15 protein-coding genes are annotated in these 17,856 nt (G+C 71.0%); 12 read left to right on the top strand and 3 right to left on the bottom strand.

What is annotated here, in order from left to right; all coding sequences use genetic code 11:
- Positions 1–62: 62 nt before the first annotated feature.
- The 9 genes from IE267_RS13135 to IE267_RS13095 all read left to right on the top strand — a co-directional run bounded on the left by IE267_RS13135 (position 63) and on the right by IE267_RS13095 (position 9,121).
- A complete protein-coding gene (locus tag IE267_RS13135; protein ID WP_189763303.1) occupies positions 63–569 on the top strand; it encodes a DinB family protein in 507 nt (168 codons plus the stop codon).
- 145 nt (positions 570–714) lie between these two features.
- Positions 715–2,310, top strand: coding sequence for an ABC transporter substrate-binding protein (locus IE267_RS13130; protein ID WP_189763302.1), 1,596 nt, complete (start codon positions 715–717; stop codon positions 2,308–2,310).
- A 23-nt stretch (positions 2,311–2,333) separates the two neighbouring features.
- A complete protein-coding gene (locus IE267_RS13125) occupies positions 2,334–3,299 on the top strand; it encodes an ABC transporter permease (RefSeq protein WP_189763481.1) in 966 nt (321 codons plus the stop codon).
- Positions 3,292–4,176 (top strand): ABC transporter permease, encoded by an 885-nt coding sequence (locus tag IE267_RS13120; protein WP_189763301.1) that lies wholly within the window; start codon positions 3,292–3,294, stop codon positions 4,174–4,176. The genes IE267_RS13125 and IE267_RS13120 overlap by 8 nt, the downstream gene beginning before the upstream one ends.
- Positions 4,158–5,162, top strand: a complete 1,005-nt coding sequence (locus tag IE267_RS13115) for an ABC transporter ATP-binding protein (protein ID WP_373304549.1) — start codon at positions 4,158–4,160, stop codon at positions 5,160–5,162. Before IE267_RS13120 ends, IE267_RS13115 begins: the two co-directional genes overlap by 19 nt.
- Positions 5,155–5,814 (top strand): ABC transporter ATP-binding protein, encoded by a 660-nt coding sequence (locus IE267_RS13110; protein ID WP_189763300.1) that lies wholly within the window; start codon positions 5,155–5,157, stop codon positions 5,812–5,814. The genes IE267_RS13115 and IE267_RS13110 overlap by 8 nt, the downstream gene beginning before the upstream one ends.
- A 220-nt stretch (positions 5,815–6,034) precedes the next feature.
- Positions 6,035–6,229, top strand: coding sequence for a hypothetical protein (locus IE267_RS13105; RefSeq protein ID WP_100576307.1), 195 nt, complete (start codon positions 6,035–6,037; stop codon positions 6,227–6,229).
- Entirely contained in the window at positions 6,226–7,401 is a 1,176-nt protein-coding gene (locus tag IE267_RS13100; RefSeq protein ID WP_189763299.1) for a winged helix DNA-binding domain-containing protein, read from the top strand. Before IE267_RS13105 ends, IE267_RS13100 begins: the two co-directional genes overlap by 4 nt.
- Before the next feature lie 148 nt (positions 7,402–7,549).
- Positions 7,550–9,121: a hypothetical protein gene (locus IE267_RS13095; RefSeq protein WP_189763298.1), complete on the top strand. Its 1,572-nt coding sequence runs from the start codon at positions 7,550–7,552 to the stop codon at positions 9,119–9,121.
- A gap of 19 nt (positions 9,122–9,140) precedes the next feature.
- On the opposite strand, the gene IE267_RS13090 is transcribed toward IE267_RS13095, so the two are convergent.
- The 3 genes from IE267_RS13090 to IE267_RS13080 all read right to left on the bottom strand — a co-directional run bounded on the left by IE267_RS13090 (position 9,141) and on the right by IE267_RS13080 (position 12,233).
- A complete protein-coding gene (locus IE267_RS13090; protein WP_189763297.1) occupies positions 9,141–9,560 on the bottom strand; it encodes a DUF779 domain-containing protein in 420 nt (139 codons plus the stop codon).
- Between the two features lie 106 nt (positions 9,561–9,666).
- The gene (locus IE267_RS13085; RefSeq protein ID WP_167162433.1) at positions 9,667–11,118 is read right to left on the bottom strand and encodes an amino acid permease; all 1,452 of its coding nucleotides are present in this window, start codon (positions 11,116–11,118) and stop codon (positions 9,667–9,669) included.
- A gap of 158 nt (positions 11,119–11,276) precedes the next feature.
- Positions 11,277–12,233 carry a hypothetical protein gene (locus IE267_RS13080; protein ID WP_189763296.1) on the bottom strand — a complete coding sequence of 319 codons (957 nt, stop codon included), beginning with the start codon at positions 12,231–12,233 and terminating at the stop codon, positions 11,277–11,279.
- Between the two features lie 478 nt (positions 12,234–12,711).
- On the opposite strand from IE267_RS13080, the gene IE267_RS13075 reads away from it, so the two are divergent.
- From IE267_RS13075 to IE267_RS13065, 3 genes are all read left to right on the top strand, one after another.
- Positions 12,712–14,919 carry an RICIN domain-containing protein gene (locus IE267_RS13075; RefSeq protein WP_189763295.1) on the top strand — a complete coding sequence of 736 codons (2,208 nt, stop codon included), beginning with the start codon at positions 12,712–12,714 and terminating at the stop codon, positions 14,917–14,919.
- 99 nt (positions 14,920–15,018) lie between these two features.
- Positions 15,019–16,464 (top strand): glyceraldehyde-3-phosphate dehydrogenase, encoded by a 1,446-nt coding sequence (locus tag IE267_RS13070; protein WP_161245425.1) that lies wholly within the window; start codon positions 15,019–15,021, stop codon positions 16,462–16,464.
- A 151-nt stretch (positions 16,465–16,615) separates the two neighbouring features.
- The gene (locus tag IE267_RS13065; protein ID WP_189763294.1) at positions 16,616–17,854 is read left to right on the top strand and encodes a PP2C family protein-serine/threonine phosphatase; all 1,239 of its coding nucleotides are present in this window, start codon (positions 16,616–16,618) and stop codon (positions 17,852–17,854) included.
- Positions 17,855–17,856 lie beyond the last annotated feature (2 nt).

The raw sequence follows: 17,856 nt of genomic DNA, 5'->3' as shown, positions 1-17,856 counted from the left end.
CGTTCCCGTCCATCCCGCGGACGGGAACGCCGGACCGGCCGCGCGATGGACATGATCGGCCGATGAGCGAGCACCGGCGCACCGCGCCTTCCAAGACGGCCGACGACCGTACGTCGCTGACCGCGTTCCTCGACCACCAACGCGAGACCCTCGCCTGGAAGTGTGCGGGACTCGGCCCGCGGCAGCTGAGGACGAGGGCCGTGCCGACCTCGGGCCTCACCCTGCTCGGCCTGGTACGGCACGCCGTCGAGACCGAGCGGAGCTGGTTCCGGCTCGTCCTGGGCGGTGAGCGGCTCACCTCGTACTGGCCGCGCACCGCCGCCGGGGAGTTCGGCGAGTTCGACGTCGAGGACGCCGACGCGGACGAGGCGTTCGCGGCCTGGCGGGCTGCCTGCGAGGACTCGCGGTCCGCGGCGAACGCCGTCAACTCCCTCGATGAGACTGTGGAGTTCAGGGGCGAGAGCATATCCCTGCGCTACATCCTCACCCACATGATCGAGGAGTACGCCCGCCACAACGGCCACGCCGATCTGCTGCGCGAGGCCCTCGACGGCGCCACCGGCGAGTAGCCGCCCTCCGCCCTCGCCCCGGCCGGCCCCGGTCCACTCCTTCAGCTGGACCGGGGCCGTCCGCTTTTGACCAGCCCTTTACGCAGAGGTTTAATTGCGATTTGTTCGCAATAGCAGTTGATCTTCAGCAAGGGGTGTGGGCCGCATGACCGCCCGTTCCATACGTGCCACGGCCGCCGCCGTGCTGGCCGGGGCGCTCGCCGTGGGCGCGGGTGCCTGCTCGAATCCGGGTGGTGGATCGGGCGGGAGCGGGAAGAAGGACTCCGCCGTCGTCGGCATCGCCTACGAGCCCGAGACGCTCAGCCCGCTCCTCGGCTACGGCAAGGACGGCAACTCCAAGCTGTTCGACGGCCTCCTCACCTTCGACGCCGGCATGAAGCTGCGGCCCGCGCTCGCCACCGCGCTGCCCGAGGTCGGCGCCGACCGGCTGACCTACACGTACAAGCTGCGCCAGGGCGTGAAGTTCAGCGACGGCAAGCCGTTCTCGGCCAAGGACGTCGTCTTCACCTACACCAAGATCCTCGACCCGAAGACCAACAACCCGTCCAAGGGCGAGCTCGACGCGGTGAAGTCCGTCGAGGCCCAGGGCGACGACACGGTGGTCTTCACCCTCAAGTACCCCTACGCGCCGTTCGCCGAGCGGACCGTGCTGCCCGTCGTCCCCGAACACGTCGCGGCCCAGCAGGACGTCAACTCGGGCGCCTTCTCCCGGGCGCCCGTCGGCACCGGGCCGTACACCCTCGCCAAGTGGTCGAAGGGCGAGAAGATCACCTTCGCGGCCAACCCCACGTACTGGGGCGGCGCCCCCGCGGTGAAGAAGTTCACCATGGCGGTCATCAAGGACGACGACGTCCGCGCCACGCGACTGCGCGCGGGCGACCTCGACGGCGCGATCCTGCCGCCGAACCTCGCCAACACCTTCAAGGGCGACCGGGGCAAGAAGACGTACACGGCCAAGACGTACGACTACCGCAACGTCACCCTGCCCACCGGCAACAAGGTCGCCGGCGACACCGCCGTGCGCCGCGCCCTCGACCTCGCCGTGGACCGCGAGGCCATGGTCGACCGCATCCTGGAAGGCGCGGGCAAGCCCGCCTACGGTCCGGTGCCGACCGGCAGCGAGTGGTTCGCGGCCGGCACCGAACGCGCCCACGACCTCGACCGCGCCAAGCGGCTCCTGGACGACGCGGGCTGGAAGCCGGGGGCCGACGGAATCCGCGAGAAGGACGGCGTCAAGGCCGCGTTCCCGCTCTGGTACCTGTCGGGCGACAAGCTCCGTCAGGACCACGCCCTCGCCTTCGCCTCCGACGCCAAGAAGGCGGGCATCGCCGTCACCACCCAGTCCGGCACCTGGGAGGTCATCGAGCCCCGGATGAAGCAGGACGCGGTCCTCGCCGGCGGCGGCTCCCCGGGCGACCCCGACTTCGACCAGTACAACCTGCTCAAGTCCTCTCTCGCGGGCGACGGCTTCAACAACATGGCCTCCTTCGCCGACCCCACCGTGGACAAGGCCCTCGACGACGGCCGTCGCAGCGGGGACCGGGCCGTCCGCAAGGCCGCGTACGACACCGTCCAGCGCGAACTCGTGAAGAACCCCGGCTACACCTTCCTCACCCACATCGACCACCTCTACGTCGTCAACGACACCTGGGACGGCCTGTCCACCCAGGTCGAACCGCACGACCACGGACTCGCCTCCGGGCCCTGGTGGAACGTCGAGAAGTGGGCGCCGAAGAAGTGAACCGGCGCCTCCCCTGGAGGGCGATGGCCCGCATGACGGGACGGCGGATGCTGTCCGCCGTCCCCGTCCTGCTCGCCGTCACCTTCGGCGTCTTCGCGGTCGCCGCCGCCTCCCCCTTCGACCCCGTCAAGGCGTACGCGGGCACCGCCGGGCTCACCGCCTCGCAGTCGGACCTGGACCAGTTGCGCGCCAACCTCGGCGCGGACCAGCCGTTCGTGCACCGCTGGTGGGACTGGATCACCTCGGCCCTCACCGGCGACCTCGGCGACTCCAGCGTGCTGCGCCAGCCCGTCGCCGATGTCGTCGCCGAGCGCCTCGGCTGGTCGGCGCTGCTCGCCGCGACCGCGTTCGTCCTCGCGATCCTGCTGGGCACCGCCCTCGGGGTACTCGCCGGGCGCCGTCGCGGCGGCCTCCTCGACCGCTGCGTCAGCTCCGCCGCCTACACCCTCGAAGCCGCCCCCGCCTTCTGGCTCGGGCTGCTCGCCATCTGGCTGTTCGCCCTCAAGCTCGGCGCGCTGCCGTCCGGCGGCCTCACCGACACCGCGAGCGACACCGTCACCGCCGGGCAGGTCCTGAGCCACCTCGTGCTCCCGGCCGCCGTGCTCGGCCTCTCCCAACTGCCCTGGTTCTTCCTGTACGTACGCCAGGGAGTGGGCGACGCGCTCGCGGAGGACCCGGTGCGCGGGGCGCGGGCGCGCGGCCTCGCCGAACGCACCGTCCTGACCGGGCACGCCCTGCGCTCCGGGATGCTCCCCATGCTGACCCTGATCGGCTCCCGGGTGCCCGAACTGATCACCGGCGCGCTGCTCGTCGAGACGGTGTTCAGCTGGCCCGGCATCGCCGCCGCCACCGTGCAGGCCGCGACCTCGGTCGACTTCCCGCTGCTCGCCGCCCTCACGGTGCTCGCGACGGTCGCGGTGCTCCTCGGCAACCTGCTCTCCGACCTCCTGTACGGACTCGCCGACCCGAGGGTGGGATTCGATGGCTGACATCCGCTCCATCCGTGCGGTCCGCCCCGTCCGTGACATCCGCCCGAACCGGTCGACCCGCACCCTGCGCGTAGGGGCCTCGGCCGCCGTCATGGCGGCCGTCGTGCTCGCCGTGCTCCTCGTGCCGCCCCTCGTCCAGCTCGACGAGCAGGCCGTGGACCTGGCCCGCAAGCTTCAACCCCCTTCCTGGCAGCACCCGTTCGGCACCGACGACGTCGGCCGCGATCTGCTCCTTCGCTGTGTGTACGGGCTGCGGGTCTCGCTGCTGGTCGGAGTCGTCGCGGCGCTCGCCGCCACGCTCATCGGCACCGCCGTGGGCGCGATCGCCGGCGCGTTCGGCGGCTGGACCGACCGGGTCCTCATGCGGCTCGTCGACACCTTCTCGTCCGTGCCGCACCTGCTGCTCGGCATCTTCGTGGTGGCGATGTTCCGCCCCGGTGTCTGGCCGGTGGTGGTGTCGGTCGCGCTGACCCACTGGCTGTCCACGGCCCGCATCGTCCGCTCCGAGATCCTGTCGCTGCGCTCCCGGCCCTACATCGACGCGGCGATCTCGGGCGGCGCCTCGCGCCGGCGGGTCGCCGTGCGCCACCTGCTGCCCGGGGTGCTGCCGCAAGCCGCACTGGCCGCCGTTCTCATGGTGCCCCACGCCATGTGGCACGAGTCCGCCCTGTCCTTCCTCGGCCTCGGGCTGCCCGCCCACCAGGCGAGCCTCGGCAACCTCGTACAGAGCGCGCGCGGCTCGCTGCTCGCGGGGGACTGGTGGCCCACCCTGTTCCCCGGCCTCCTCCTGATCGTGCCCACCCTCGCCATCGCGGGCCTCGCCGGTGCCTGGCGGGACCGGCTCGCCCCGCGTCGCCGATCGGAGCTGATGCTGTGACCGCCCGAGCGATCCCGGACGGGGCGGACCCCGCGGCACCCGCGCTGTCCGTGCGGAACCTCTCCGTACGCTTCCGCATGCGGGGCGGCGCGCACGTCGCCGCCGTCACCGACGCCTCCTTCGACCTCGCGGCGGGGGAGTGCCTCGCCCTCGTCGGCGAGAGCGGTTGCGGGAAGTCGGTCCTGGCCTCCGCGCTGCTCGGTCTGCTGCCCGCCAACGCGGGCCTCGACGGCGCGGCGCTGCTCGACGACGGTACGGACCTGCTCACCGCCGGCGAGCGCTCGCTGGCCCGCACGATACGGGGCCGGCGCATCGGCCTCGTACCGCAGAGCCCGGCCGCCCACCTCACGCCCGTACGGACGGTGCACAGTCAACTGGCGGAGACCGTGCGGGAGTTGACGCCGGTCCCGCGCAAGCGGACGGGCCTCGCGACGCGGGCCGCGGCCGAGCGGGCCGCCTTCCCCGCCGACCACCTCGACCGCTACCCGCACGAGCTGTCCGGCGGCCTGGCCCAGCGCGCCGCGACCGCCCTCGCCCTGGTGGGCGACGCGCCCCTGCTGCTCGCCGACGAACCGACCACCGGCCTCGACCGGGCCCTGGTCGAGCGCACGGCCGACGAACTGCGCCGCACCGTCGACGAGGGCCGGGCGCTGCTGATGATCACGCACGACCTCGCGGCGGCCGCCCGGATCGCGGACCGGGTCGCCGTGATGTATGCGGGCCGTATCGTCGAACTCGCCGATGCCACCAGGTTCTTCGGCGAGCCGGGTCCCCGGCACCCGTACGCTCGTGGTCTGCTCGATGCCCTGCCGGAACGTTCCTTCAGGCCGATTCCCGGTATGCCGCCGGAGTTGGGGGACCTCCCGGCGGGGTGTGCTTTCGCACCTCGCTGCGAGCGGGCCGACGCGCTCTGCGGCACCCAGCCGCGGTTCGACGGCCGGACCGCCTGCCACCACGCCCCCGCGGAGGACCCCAGCCGTGCTTGAGCTCAGCAACATCACCGCCGGCTACGAGCGGGGCAAGCCCGTCCTGCGGGACGTGAGCCTGGCCGTGGCCCGCGGCGAGGCGGTCGGCCTGCTCGGCCCCAGCGGCTGCGGCAAGTCCACGCTCGCCCGGGTCGCCGCCCTGCTGCACCGCCCCGACGCCGGAACCGTCGTCCTCGACGGCACCACCGTCCACGACTACCGCCACCGCGCACCGCGCGCCCTGCGCACCACCGTGGGCGTGGTCTTCCAGTCGCCCCGGCAGTCCGCCGACCCGAGGCTCAGGCTGCGCGACCTGATCGCCGAGCCGCTCAAGGCGACCGGACGCCGCATCGAGATCCGCGAGCGGGTCGACGAACTCGCCCACGCGGTGGGCCTCGGCGGCGACCTGTTGACCCGGGGCGCCCACGAGGTCAGCGATGGGCAGCTCCAACGTGCCTGCCTGGCAAGGGCGTTGGTGCTCCGCCCCCGCCTGCTGATCTGCGACGAGATGACCGCCATGCTGGACGCCTCGACCACGGCCGCCCTGGTCGCGGCGGTCGAGGCCTACCGCCGCGAGACCAAGGCCTCCCTGCTGGCCGTCGGTCACGACCAGGTGCTCCTCGATCGCTGGTGCGACCGCACGGTCAGCTGGGCGGCGCCCTCGGCGGCATGAGCGGCGGCTCCCGGCGACGCTGTCCGGCGCAGGGGGAGTGGTCCAACGCCGGTGGACCCGCGGGCCGGGGCGCCTTCCGTCGGCACGCCCACGCCGGGCAGGCGGGGTCACAGGCAGTCAACACCCGTACGGCGGACACGTCTTGAGCCGGTCGGTGGCTTCCCCTCCGCCACACTGTCGCCCGAATGCCGCGAATCCGGCGCGGCGGAGGAGGCTCGTCATGGCTGTTTCGATCTCGGTGGTCCTGCTGCTCGTGGTCCTCGCGGTGATCTTCCTGAGGAGCGGCGGGCTCAAGCTCTCGCACGCAGTGGTCTGCGCCCTGCTCGGCTTCTTCCTCGCCGGTACCAGCATGGCGGCCACCATCCAGGACGGGCTCAACGCGACGGCGGGTGTGGTCGGTAGCCTCAAGCCATGACCCAGGTCCGCCCGAAGATCACCGACGAGCAGCGGCGTGCTCGCGTCGGCGCCCGCCACCTGCTCGCGCCGGCCGCCCGCGCGAGCGCCCCGGAGGCGGTCGCCGATGCGGTGCTCGCGCTGCACGCCACCGACCCCGCGTCGGTGTACCTGTCCGTCGCCGCGCGCCTGAAGGAACCGTCCGTGGCGGACCTGGAACGCGCGCTGTACGAGGACCACACGCTGGTGCGGATGCTCTGCATGCGGCGCACCATGTTCGTGGTGCCGCGCGAGCTCGCCCCCGTCGTGGACGCCTCGACCGCGCGCGCCGTGGCCGCGCGCGAGCGCCGCAACCTCGCGAAGGTCATCCAGGAGCAACTCGGCTTCGACGACCGCTGGTTCGCCGAGACCGAGACGGCGGTCCTGGCCGCGCTGGCCGGACGCGGGGAGGCGACGGCGGCACAACTGTCCGATGCGGTACCGGACCTGAAGGCGCAGATCGTGCAGTCCGAGGGCAAGCCGTACGAGGCCCGGCCCCGCATCACCAGCCGCTTCCTCGGGGTGATGGCCGCCGAGGGCCGCATCCGGCGCGGCCGCCCGCTGGGTACCTGGGCCTCCAGTCAGTACCGCTGGATCCCCGCCGAGCCGCACCCCGAACTGCCCCTGGACGAGGCGAAGGCCCACCTGGCCGCCCGGTACCTGGCGGCCTTCGGCCCGTGCACCACCGAGGACGTCAAGTGGTGGACGGGCTGGACCCTCACCGACACCCGCAAGGCGCTGGCCCGTTCGGAGGCGGTGGAGGTGGACCTCGACTCCGGACCCGGCCATGCGCTGCCCGCCCACCTCGAAGCGCCCGCCGAGTCCGAACCCTGGGTGGCGCTGCTCCCCGCGCTCGACCCCACGCCGATGGGCTGGCGCGAGCGCGACTGGTACTTCGACGTCGACCACAAGTCCGAACTCTTCGACACCAACGGCAACATCGGGCCCAGCGTGTGGTGCGACGGGCGCATCGTGGGCGGGTGGGCTCAGCGCGGTGACGGCGAAATCGTCACGGAACTCCTGACGACGGACGGGGTGGGACGCGAGGCCCGCGCCGCGATCGACGGCGAGGCGGCCCGGATCGCCGCGTTCTTCGCCGACGTGCGGATCAAACCGAGCTTCCGCACCCCATTGGAGCGCCGGCTCGCCGGGTGAAGGCTCAACTGGGCCTCGGCGAAGTCGTGTTGCGTACACGTGAAGCAAACATGAAACAGCCTCACCTTCCATGGACACTTCACGCGGCGGCCCCTAACGTCCGGTGGCGGCGCGACGACCGTCGTAGGTACGCACCCCAAGGAGCCGCATGTCCCGCAGAGCGCTCGCCCGCGCACTGGCCCTGACGCTCGCCTTCTGCGCGAGCACCCTCGTGGGCCCGGCCGGGGCCCTGGCCGCCGAGATACCGAAGGCGCCCGGACACCGCCTGGTCAGCCCGTACGAGGGCGCCCCCGCGACCGCGCAGCCGGTCCCCGCCCCGGCCCCCGCCCAGAACCCGTTCATGGCGGCCAACGGCCGCAACGGGATGCACGGCGACTCCTGGGGGAGCGGGACCCACCCCTACTCCGGGCCGCTCGGCCGCGACCCCCAGGTCACCAGCGAGCAGATCGCACCGCTGGGCGGCGAGTGCGCGACCGCCACCTTCGACGCGGCGGGCCGGCTCCTCACCGTCTGCGGCACCTTCCAGGGCTTCAAGCTGAAGCTCCTGGACCCGCACAGCCTGGCCACCCTCGCCGAGTACCAGCTGCCGCAGCGCTCCTCCACCGTCGAGGCCATCACCCGGCTCGACTTCGAGAAGATCTTCAAGGACACCTCGGGCGGCGCCTACTTCTACCTCGACAACCAGGACCGGGTGGTCCTCGCCGACTCCCGCCACCACATCCTTCGGATCGCCCACAGCCAGGCGGCGGACGGCAGTTGGGCCTTCGCGGTCGACGACGACTGGGATCTCGGCGGCGTGGTGCCGCACGACTGCGTCAGCTGGACCAACCTCTTCCCCACCGGCACCTGCGACCCGGTGACGTCCGTGATGCCCGACTGGCAGGGGCGCATCTGGTGGGTGACCCGGCTCGGCCGCGTCGGCACGGTCGACCCGGCCACCGGGGCCGTCCGCTCCGTCCGGCTGGCCGGCGAGGAGATCCAGAACTCCTTCTCGGTGGCCGAGGACGGCGTGTCCATCGTCTCCGACCACGCCCTCTACAGCTTCCGGGCCGCCGCCGACGGCACCCCCGTCGTGCAGTGGCGCCAGACCTATGACCGGGGGACCGGCACCAAGCCCGGCTCCGTGAACCAGGGTTCGGGCACCACACCCGATCTGTTCGGCGACGGCTATGCGGCGATCACCGACAACGCCGACGACCGGATGAACGTCGTCGTCTACCGGCGTGGCAACGACGTGCCGGACGGGCAGCGCGAGGTGTGCCGGATTCCCGTCTTCGGCTCCGGGCGGTCGACCACCGACAACTCCCTCATCAGCTGGGGCAACAGCCTCGTGGTGGAGAACAACTACGGCTACGAGAACCTGACTTCGCTCACCTTCGGCCGCAGCGTCGTCGGCGGTGCCACCCGGATCGACGTGCGCGCGGACGGCAGCGGCTGCGACACGGTGTGGCAGAGCGCGGTCCGCTCGCCCTCCGTGGTGCCGAAGCTGTCCACCGCCAACGGGCTCGTGTACTTCTACGAGAAGGAGCCCAACGCGCTCGGCATCGACGCCTGGTACCTGACCGCCGTCGACTTCCGGACCGGAGCCGTTCGCTGGAAGAAGCTCACCGGCACCGGCCCCGCCTACGACAACAACTGGGCCCCGATCACCATCGGGCCGGACGGCACCGCCTACATCGGCGTGTTCAACGGCATCGTGGCCGTGCGCGACCGGGGCTGACGAGCGGGCGGCGGCGGGTTCAGATCAGGCGCGACCGGATGAGGAACCGCACCCCCTCCGGCGCTTCCAGGGAGAACCCGCTGCCGCGGCCCTCCACCACGTCGACGATCAGCCGGGTGTGCCGCCACAGCTCGTACTGACTCGTCGACATCCAGAACGGCACGGGCTCCTCGACGCCGGCCACCGCGAGGGACGCCAGCAGAACGTCGGAACCGCCGGTGCGGAACTCACCCGCCGGGTAGCACATGGGAGCGCTGCCGTCGCAGCAGCCGCCCGACTGATGGAACATCAGAGGGCCGTGGGCCGCGTGCAGCTTCCGCAGCAACTCGCCTGCCGTGGGCGTGAGTTCAACGGGTCCGACGGGTTCAACGGGGCCGGCGGCCTCACCGACTTCGGCCGTCCGAGGTCCGGCCGGGTCCGGGCGGTCAGCGGGCGTCATCTCTCCCTCGCTCCTCCTGTCCGCGCGGCGGCCCAGGACGGGCCGTGCCGCACGGTCAGGCAGCCTCAGCTCACCATGCCCGGGGTTGCGGGCGGGTTGCAAGGCGTCAGATGAGGTCCATCGCGGCCACCTCGTCGGGGCTGCCGTAGCTGACCGGCCCCTGGAAGCGGCGCCGAGCGGTCGCGAACCACCAGACGGTGGCGATGAGCAGCACCACGCCCAGCGCGATCGGCGCGTAGTTGAACGAGTCGACGGTGATGGGGGAGACCTGCGGCAGCATGAACAGCACGCTGCTGAGCACGATCCAGATCACGGCGATCGCCGCGACCGGCCTGCCCCAGCGGCCCAGGTTCCACGGGCCGGGCTGGAAGTCGTTCAGCCGCAGCCGCAGGAAGATGGGCACGCCGTACGCCAGGTACAGGCCCACCACGTTGACGCTGACGATGGCGGTGAAGGCGGTGTGCGACCACCAGCCCGGAATGATCAGCACGAGCGCACAGGCCGCGGCGAGCCACACGGCCTTCACGGGCGTACGGGTGCGCAGCGAGACCGAGTGCCACCAGCGCGAGCCGGGCATCGCGCCGTCGCGCGAGAAGGCGAAGATCTGGCGGGTGTTGCTGGTCATGTTGGCCAGGCCGCAGAAGAGCATGGCACCGATCACGATCAGCAGGAGCAGCTTGGCGGTGCCCATGCCGAGCGCGTCGACGAGGATCTGCACGGGGGGCGCGGCCGCGCCGATCTCGGCCGCGTAGTCCCGGATCGCGTACACCAGGGCGAGCATCAGGACGAGCCCGGCGAGGGCCGAGTAGATGATCGCGCGCATGATGCCCTTGGGCGTGTTGACGGTGGCCTGGACCGTCTCCTCGGACATGTGGAAACTGCCGTCGAAGCCGGTGAACGTCCAGCTCGTGACGAGCAGTCCGAGCATCGCGGCGTACAGGCCGTTGTCGAAGCCGGTGCTGTTGACGAAGTGCGTCGCGAACGAGACCGGCTGGTGCGAGGCGGGCTTCACGGTGAGCGCGACGACGATCACCACCATGCCGATCAGGAGCCACCACACGGAGATCCGGTTCACCACGGCGACCAGTTGCACGGTGTAGGTGTTGGCGAGCGCCTGGAGCAACAGGATCGCCGTGGCGATGCCGACGGTCTCCTGCGGCGTGCCCTCGTAGGAGGGCCACTGCATGGTGATGAACGCCTGGATGAAGGTGGCGGCGGCGTAGTTGGTCGCGGCCGTGCCGCCGACCTGGCCGACGAAGTTGAGCCATCCCGTGTACCAGGACCAGGCGCCGCGGTGTCGCTTGGCGAGCTTCCCCGCGGAGAAGTACAGGGCGCCGCTGGTGGGGTAGGCGGAGGCGATTTCACCCATCGCGGCGCCCACGAACAGCACCATGACGGAGACGCCGATCCAGCCGAAGACAAGAATCCGGGGGCCACCGGCACCCATTCCGAAACCGAATGCGGAGAAAATTCCGGAGATTATGTTGATGATGGTGAAGGATATGGCGAAATTGTCGAAGGCATGGAATCTCCGGGTAAGTTTCCGCGGATATCCCATCGCATGCAGAGTGGCGTCGTCGTCCAGTGCCACGGATGTTTCTCTGGCTTGGCCGGGTGGGCGGGTGCGGGACTTCTGCTCGGACACAGTGGCAACCTTTCCTCGGGGATGAAAAGACGCGTGGGTCTCGCGGCCGGGCCGTTGTCGCCCGGTGGTGGTCAGGCCGGTGCGGGGGTCGGGAGGCCGCAGGAGCGCCGGGCCCTGGTCAGCTGTTCCCCGGGATCGCCGAACACGCTCCAGGGCATGCGCGAGGCGTAGGGGCCCATGGCCGTGAGGACTTCCCGTGCTTCGAATTCGCGCTTCGCCATGAACAGGGCGTGCGCCAGATAGGCGAGATCGAGGACCGGTGTGAAGGGGTAACTCGCCGCCTGGGGAAACCAGTTGTGGTAAATGCCGAGGGTGGTCGTGGCCCATTGCGGCTGCTGCCAGGTGTGATCCGCGAGCAGTGCCTTCGGATCGTAGTCCTCGACGAGCGCGACCAGCGGAAGCAGCCGCAGCGCGGAGGTCGCGGGTGCCCGGTGGCTGAGGAAGGAGGCGACGTCCCACCGCGCGCTCGCCGAACCGCCGTACCGGGTGAAGAAGCAGGCCAGAAAGCGGTGGTGGGCCTCGCGGTGCCAGGGGTCGAGCCGCAGCACGTGCGAGAACATCTGCCAGGGGCCGGCGGGCGCGGTCAGGAGCCCCCGGGGGGCGGGGTCGCGGGGCCCATCGATACGGGCCAGGGCGAGTTGGGCCACCCACGGGGTGGGATCGGTGGGCAGCAGTCGGGCCGCCCGCACGCAGGCCGCCTGTGCTATGCGCAGGAGGGCGTCGGCCCGCGAGTCGCCCGCGTCCGCCATCCGCAGCGCGCGGATCATCGCCACCCGCGCCCCCAACAGGGCCGCCTCCGGGCCGGGTTCCTCCGCCATCCAGCGTTCCGCGAGGTCGGAGTCGGCCGCCTCCGACGCGAGCACCAGGGAGCGATGGGCCCTCAACTCCCAGTTGCCGCGCGCCTCTTGGAGGACGTTGTGCGCACCCAGGTATCGTCCGGCGCGCACGTCCGTGCACGCCCGCGCCAGCTCGCGATCGTCGGCCGCCGGATGCCACACGTAGTGTCCCTCGAACGAGCCGGCAGCCACGATCCTCTCCCCGTCCCCGCAGACCACACCCTGCGCCCTACGAATTCCAGCCATGCTGAATTCCGCCGGAGCCTGAGCGGTCACGCAGGTTCACCGACAGCGACCCACACCTTACTCATCCTTTAGGCATATCGAAACTCACCGTCCGGAATATCTGCTTCCGTGCCCATTGGGGAAGGGTGCCGCGGCGCGCTTATTCATTGGCTCCGAGTCAGTTTTCGATGGCGCATTCCCACCCCTGTCGTGCGGGTATGCGTCTGGCATATGCGCGACCGCACGGAGGGATACCGGCCCGGCCCGGCGCGGCAGCTCCGCGGCGGCAGTCCTCGGAGGACGGCACAAAAGTCCAAGCCCGGCCGACGGTTGTCCGTGGACGGTGCCTCGCGGGGTGCACAGACTGCCCACCACGCGGTCGGCCGGGTGCCGACGAGCGCCGTGCACGCCCCCACACCCGTGGGCTCCACCCGAAGGAGTGCCCGTGTCCTCCCCCACCTTCAGAGCAGTCGCCGCGGCCGTGGGCGCCGCGGCTCTGGCACTGGCCGCCGCCGTGTCGCCCCCCGCGGCGGTCGCCGTCCCCGCCGCCACGTACACGATCGGTGTCGGAACGCCGGTGCCGTACACGCACCCGACGGACACCCCCGCCTCGCCGTACGTCGACAAGGACGGCACCTTCTACTTCCAGCAGTCGGCCGCCCTGTACGGCGCGAAGGACCCCCGGTACTGGGACTTCTTCACCGGCGCCGACATGGACAGCGCCACCCGGTCGAGCGCCATCAGCGACGCGGTGAACCCGGCCAACCCCAACGACAAGAACAACGACACCACGTGGCGCTGCAACAACAGCCCGACCGGCGTCGAGGCCACGTACGCCGTCGGCAACGCGGGGTACTCGCAGAAGAACTACTGCGATCTGTCCGGGATGTGGGTCGACCCGGACACCGGTGACTGGTACGGGCTGGTGCACAACGAGTTCACCCCGGCGCCCTTCGGTGACGGCATCCACTTCGACGCGATCGACTACGCGGTGTCCAAGGACCAGGGCCGCACCTGGACCGTCAAGGACCACGCCATCACCTCGCCGTACAGCACCAAACGCGGTGACACGGCGCAGTTCCCACACGAGACGTACTCCTACGGCGACGGCGACCAGCGCCTGTTCGTCGACCCCGCGTCCGGCTACTTCTACGTCTACTACGGCTCGCGGATCGTCGCGAAGGGCGGCAACTGGGAGGACAGCCTCGCCCATGTGGCACGGGCGCCGATCTCCTCCAAGATGGCCAGGGGCTCCTGGCAGAAGTGGTACGACGGCCACTGGTCGCAGCCGGGTGTGGGCGGCCTGGAGAGCAACATGGTGCCCGTGGACGGCTCAAGTGGCAGCGGGTACACGCCCGTTGCGGGCGACTACAGCCCCGCCAACGCCGGCACCGTGAGTCAGCAGATCGCGGCGGGTCAACTCCCATCCAAATCACCGCTGTTCGTCATGAACATCACCTACAACGCCTATCTCGGTCTCTACATCGGCGAGCCCGAGGCCGTCAACGGGACGGCTCCGCAGCGCTTCTACGCCACCGACGACCTGGCGAGCCAGCAGTGGCGCCTGATCGGCGACACCGGCGGCTACACCAACAACTCGTGGTACCGCTGGTTCCTCGACGGCGCGAACCGCACCAACTCCACCGTCGTCGGCAAGACCTTCCGCTCCTACTGCTCCATCGACTGCCAGGGCGGCTCCGACGGCGAGTACGTGGACGTCACGATCGGTTCCTCGGCGCCCGCCGCGCCCCCGGTGGACGTGACCCGGGCCTACCGGATCGCCAACGGCGACGGCCGTGCCCTCGCCCAGAGCGCCGGGAGCGCGGCCACCACCTCGGGTGCATCGCCCACCGGATCGGCCCTGGAATCCTGGGTGTTCACCGCGAACGGCGACGGCTCGTACCGCATCGCCAACGCCTCCACCGGACAGCTCCTCGGCGTGCCGGCCACCTCGAAGGCCGGGCGTGCCTGGGGTGCCAAGCCGACGGTCGCCGCCGCCGGGACGGGCGGGCCCACGGTCGGCCAGCAGTGGTTCATCGTCCCCGTGACCGCCACCGGCTCCTACCGTCTGGTCAACCGCTACAGCGGTCTGGTCCTCGGGATGTCCTCGGCCTCCGGCCGCTCCGCCGAGACCACCCCCACCCGCAGCTGGACCGACAGCACGGGCAGCGCGGTCGGCGGCGCCCGCAGCGCGGCCGAGCAGACGCTCACCCTGACCCCCACCGGCTCGGCTCCGGGCGGCCCGCTCGACGGCAGCCACACCCTGGCGGCCTCGGGCAAGGCCCTCGACAACCCCGGCCACTCGACGACCCCGGGCACCCAGCTCATCACCTGGAGCCCGAACAGCGGCCCCAATCAGAGCTGGACGTTCACCCGGCAGTCCGACGGCAGCTACCAGATCGCGAACGGCGAGTCGAAACTGTGCGCCGACGTGTCCGGCAGCTCCGGGGCGGCCGGCGCCAAGGTCATCCAGTGGACCTGCACCGGCGGAGCCAACCAGCACTGGGTCGTCACGGCGGCCTCCGGTGGCGGCTACACCGTCCGGTCCCAGTCCAGCGGGCTGCTGCTGACCACCGCGTCCGCGGCCGACGGGGCGCTCGTCACCCAGCAGCCGGACACGGGCTCGGCACTGCAGCGCTGGTCCGTCGGCTGAGGCGGCGGCAGGACGGCGGGCAGGCGGCGGGCACCACTTGAACGATCAAAATCGGAGGGGGTTAGCATATGAGCGCCGCCTAGCTCGAAAGATGAACCTGTGACTGTCAATGACGACTCGTTCACCAACTGGAAGAACCGCGAGGAGATCGCGGAGTCGATGATCCCCATCATCGGGAAGCTGCACCGCGAGCGGGACGTCACGGTCCTGCTGCACAGCCGCTCCTTGGTGAACAAGTCGGTGGTCAGTCTTCTGAAGACCCACCGATTCGCCCGCCAGATAGCCGGCGAGGAGCTCTCGGTCACCGAGACGCTGCCCTTCCTGCAGGCTCTGACCACCCTCGATCTGGGCCCCTCGCAGATCGACATCGGCATGCTCGCCGCGATGTACAAGGCGGACGACCACGGTCTGTCGGTCGCGGAGTTCACCGCGGGCGCCGTCATCGGCGCCACCGGTGAGAACAAGATCGAGTGCCGTGAGCCGCGCGACGTCGTCCTCTACGGCTTCGGCCGTATCGGGCGGCTCGTCGCACGACTGCTCATCGAGAAGGCGGGCTCGGGCAACGGGCTGCGCCTGCGGGCCATCGTGGTCCGCCAGGGCGGCGAGCAGGACATCGTCAAGCGCGCGTCCCTGCTGCGCCGTGACTCCATCCACGGCCAGTTCCAGGGCACGATCACCGTCGACGAGGCGAACAGCACGATCATCGCCAACGGCAACGAGATCAAGGTGATCTACGCGGGCGACCCGTCGGAGGTCGACTACACGGCGTACGGGATCAAGAACGCCATCCTCATCGACAACACCGGCAAGTGGCGCGACCGCGAGGGCCTCTCCAAGCACCTGCGTCCCGGTGTCGACAAGGTCGTCCTGACCGCGCCCGGCAAGGGCGACGTGCCCAACATCGTGCACGGCGTCAACCACGACACGATCAAGCCGGACGAGCAGATCCTGTCCTGCGCGTCCTGCACCACCAACGCGATCGTGCCGCCGCTGAAGGCGATGGCGGATGAGTACGGCGTGCTGCGCGGTCACGTGGAGACCGTCCACTCGTTCACCAACGACCAGAACCTGCTGGACAATTACCACAGCTCGGACCGCCGCGGCCGCTCCGCGCCGCTGAACATGGTCATCACCGAGACCGGTGCCGCCTCCGCCGTGGCCAAGGCGCTGCCGGACCTGAAGGCGCCGATCACCGGCAGCTCGATCCGGGTGCCGGTGCCGGACGTCTCGATCGCCATCCTCAGCCTGCGGCTCGGGCGCGAGACCACCCGCGAAGAGGTCCTCGACCACCTCCGCGACGTCTCGCTGACCTCGCCGCTGCGGCGCCAGATCGACTTCACCACGGCGCCCGACGCGGTCTCCAGCGACTTCATCGGCTCGCGCCACGCCTCGATCATCGACGCGGGCCCGACCAAGGTCGACGGCGACAACGCGATCCTCTACCTCTGGTACGACAACGAGTTCGGCTACTCCTGCCAGGTCATCCGGGTCGTCCAGCACGTCTCGGGGGTCGAGTACCCGACCTACCCGGTGCCGGTCCTCTGACCCTGCCCGCCCGCTGACCCCGAGGGCGACCGGATGCCCTGCGCATCCGGTCGCCCTCCGGCGTACGGCCCGTCCGGCAGGCCCGTACCGCCGATGCCGCCTATCGTGAAGAACACAAGATCGAAGAGGCGTCACGCGGGCAGGTGCATCTGTGAACGGGTCCGGCATCGACTTCGAGGCGGTCTTCCGGGCGCTGCCCGCCCCGGTGGCGCTGCTCACCACCGACCTCGTGTACGCAGACGTCAACGAGGTGTTCCTCGGCACGACCGGACGCCGCCGCGAGGACCTCGTCGGCCGCTATCTCTTCGACGCCTTCCCCGAAAATCCCGGCGACCCGGACGCCAGCGGGATGCGCAACCTGGAGGCGTCGCTGCGCAGGGTGGCCGCCACCGGGGAGCGGGACGCCATGGCCCTCCAGCGCTACGACGTGGAGGACCCGGCCCGGCCCGGTGTGTGGGAGGAGCGGTACTGGAGCCCGGTCAACACGCCCGTGTTCGACCGGAACGGCAAGGTGGTCCTGCTGCTGCACCGGGTCGAGGAGGTCACCGAGCTCATCCGCGCCCGGGACCGGAGCGCCGCGGCCGGGGACGAGAGCCGCGCCCGGGTCCTGGAGGCCGAGCTCTACAGCCGGGCCAGTGAGCTCCAGGAACTCAACGAGCAGCTGCGGCGAGCGCACGCGCGGGAACACGAAGTGGCCCTGTCCCTCCAGGCCGCGATGCTGCCCGTGCCCGGGCCGCTCGGGGACCGCCGCGCCGCCGTGCGCTACCTGCCGGCCGTCAGCGCGCTCAACGTGTGCGGTGACTGGTACGACCTGGCCGAGCTCTCCGGTGGCCGGCTCGCGGTGGCGGTCGGTGACGTCGTCGGTCACGGCCTCGCCGCGGCCGGCGTGATGGGCCAGCTCCGCAGCGCCCTGAGCGCGGCGTCGAGAGTGGCCGAAGGCCCCGCACAGGCCCTGGAGGTGCTCGGCCTGTACGCCCGGTCGGTGACGGGTGCCGAGTCGGCCACCGCTTTCCTGGCCGTCGTCGACTGGAACGGAAACACCGTCACCTACAGCAGTGCCGGACATCTGCCCGCGGCGCTGCTGCACGAGGACGGCAGCGTGCAGTTCCTGGACGCCGCGACGGATCCGCCGCTGGGCGCCCGCCCCGAACACGTCGCCCGCCCGGAGACGACGACGGCCTTCACCGAAGGCGCCGTGCTCGTCCTCTACACGGACGGACTCGTCGAGCGCAGGCACGAGGACATCGACACCGGTCTTCGCCGACTCGCGGACTCACTCGCGAGCCACCACGGAGCCGACCCCGAAGCCCTCGCGGACGCGGTCCTCGGGGATCTGGTCCCGGCCGGGGGAGCAACCGACGACACGGCTTTGATCGTCATCGGCCTCTAGGC

It is taken from the genome of Streptomyces xanthochromogenes (genome assembly GCF_014650455.1).
GTDB lineage: Bacteria > Actinomycetota > Actinomycetes > Streptomycetales > Streptomycetaceae > Streptomyces > Streptomyces xanthochromogenes.
Note: the sequence above shows the minus strand (reverse complement) of the source record. Positions and strands in the feature narration are given on the sequence as shown.

Bases quoted from the DNA above. Each gene is read 5' to 3' on its own strand.
- IE267_RS13085 (WP_167162433.1), bottom strand. From the start codon at position 11,118: ATGGGATATCCGCGGAAACTTACCCGGAGATTCCATGCCTTCGACAAT.
- IE267_RS13105 (WP_100576307.1), top strand. From the start codon at position 6,035: ATGGCTGTTTCGATCTCGGTGGTCCTGCTGCTCGTGGTCCTCGCGGTG.
- IE267_RS13100 (WP_189763299.1), top strand. From the start codon at position 6,226: ATGACCCAGGTCCGCCCGAAGATCACCGACGAGCAGCGGCGTGCTCGC.
- IE267_RS13120 (WP_189763301.1), top strand. From the start codon at position 3,292: ATGGCTGACATCCGCTCCATCCGTGCGGTCCGCCCCGTCCGTGACATC.
- IE267_RS13095 (WP_189763298.1), top strand. From the start codon at position 7,550: ATGTCCCGCAGAGCGCTCGCCCGCGCACTGGCCCTGACGCTCGCCTTC.
- IE267_RS13125 (WP_189763481.1), top strand. From the start codon at position 2,334: ATGGCCCGCATGACGGGACGGCGGATGCTGTCCGCCGTCCCCGTCCTG.
- IE267_RS13090 (WP_189763297.1), bottom strand. From the start codon at position 9,560: ATGACGCCCGCTGACCGCCCGGACCCGGCCGGACCTCGGACGGCCGAA.
- IE267_RS13135 (WP_189763303.1), top strand. From the start codon at position 63: ATGAGCGAGCACCGGCGCACCGCGCCTTCCAAGACGGCCGACGACCGT.
- IE267_RS13130 (WP_189763302.1), top strand. From the start codon at position 715: ATGACCGCCCGTTCCATACGTGCCACGGCCGCCGCCGTGCTGGCCGGG.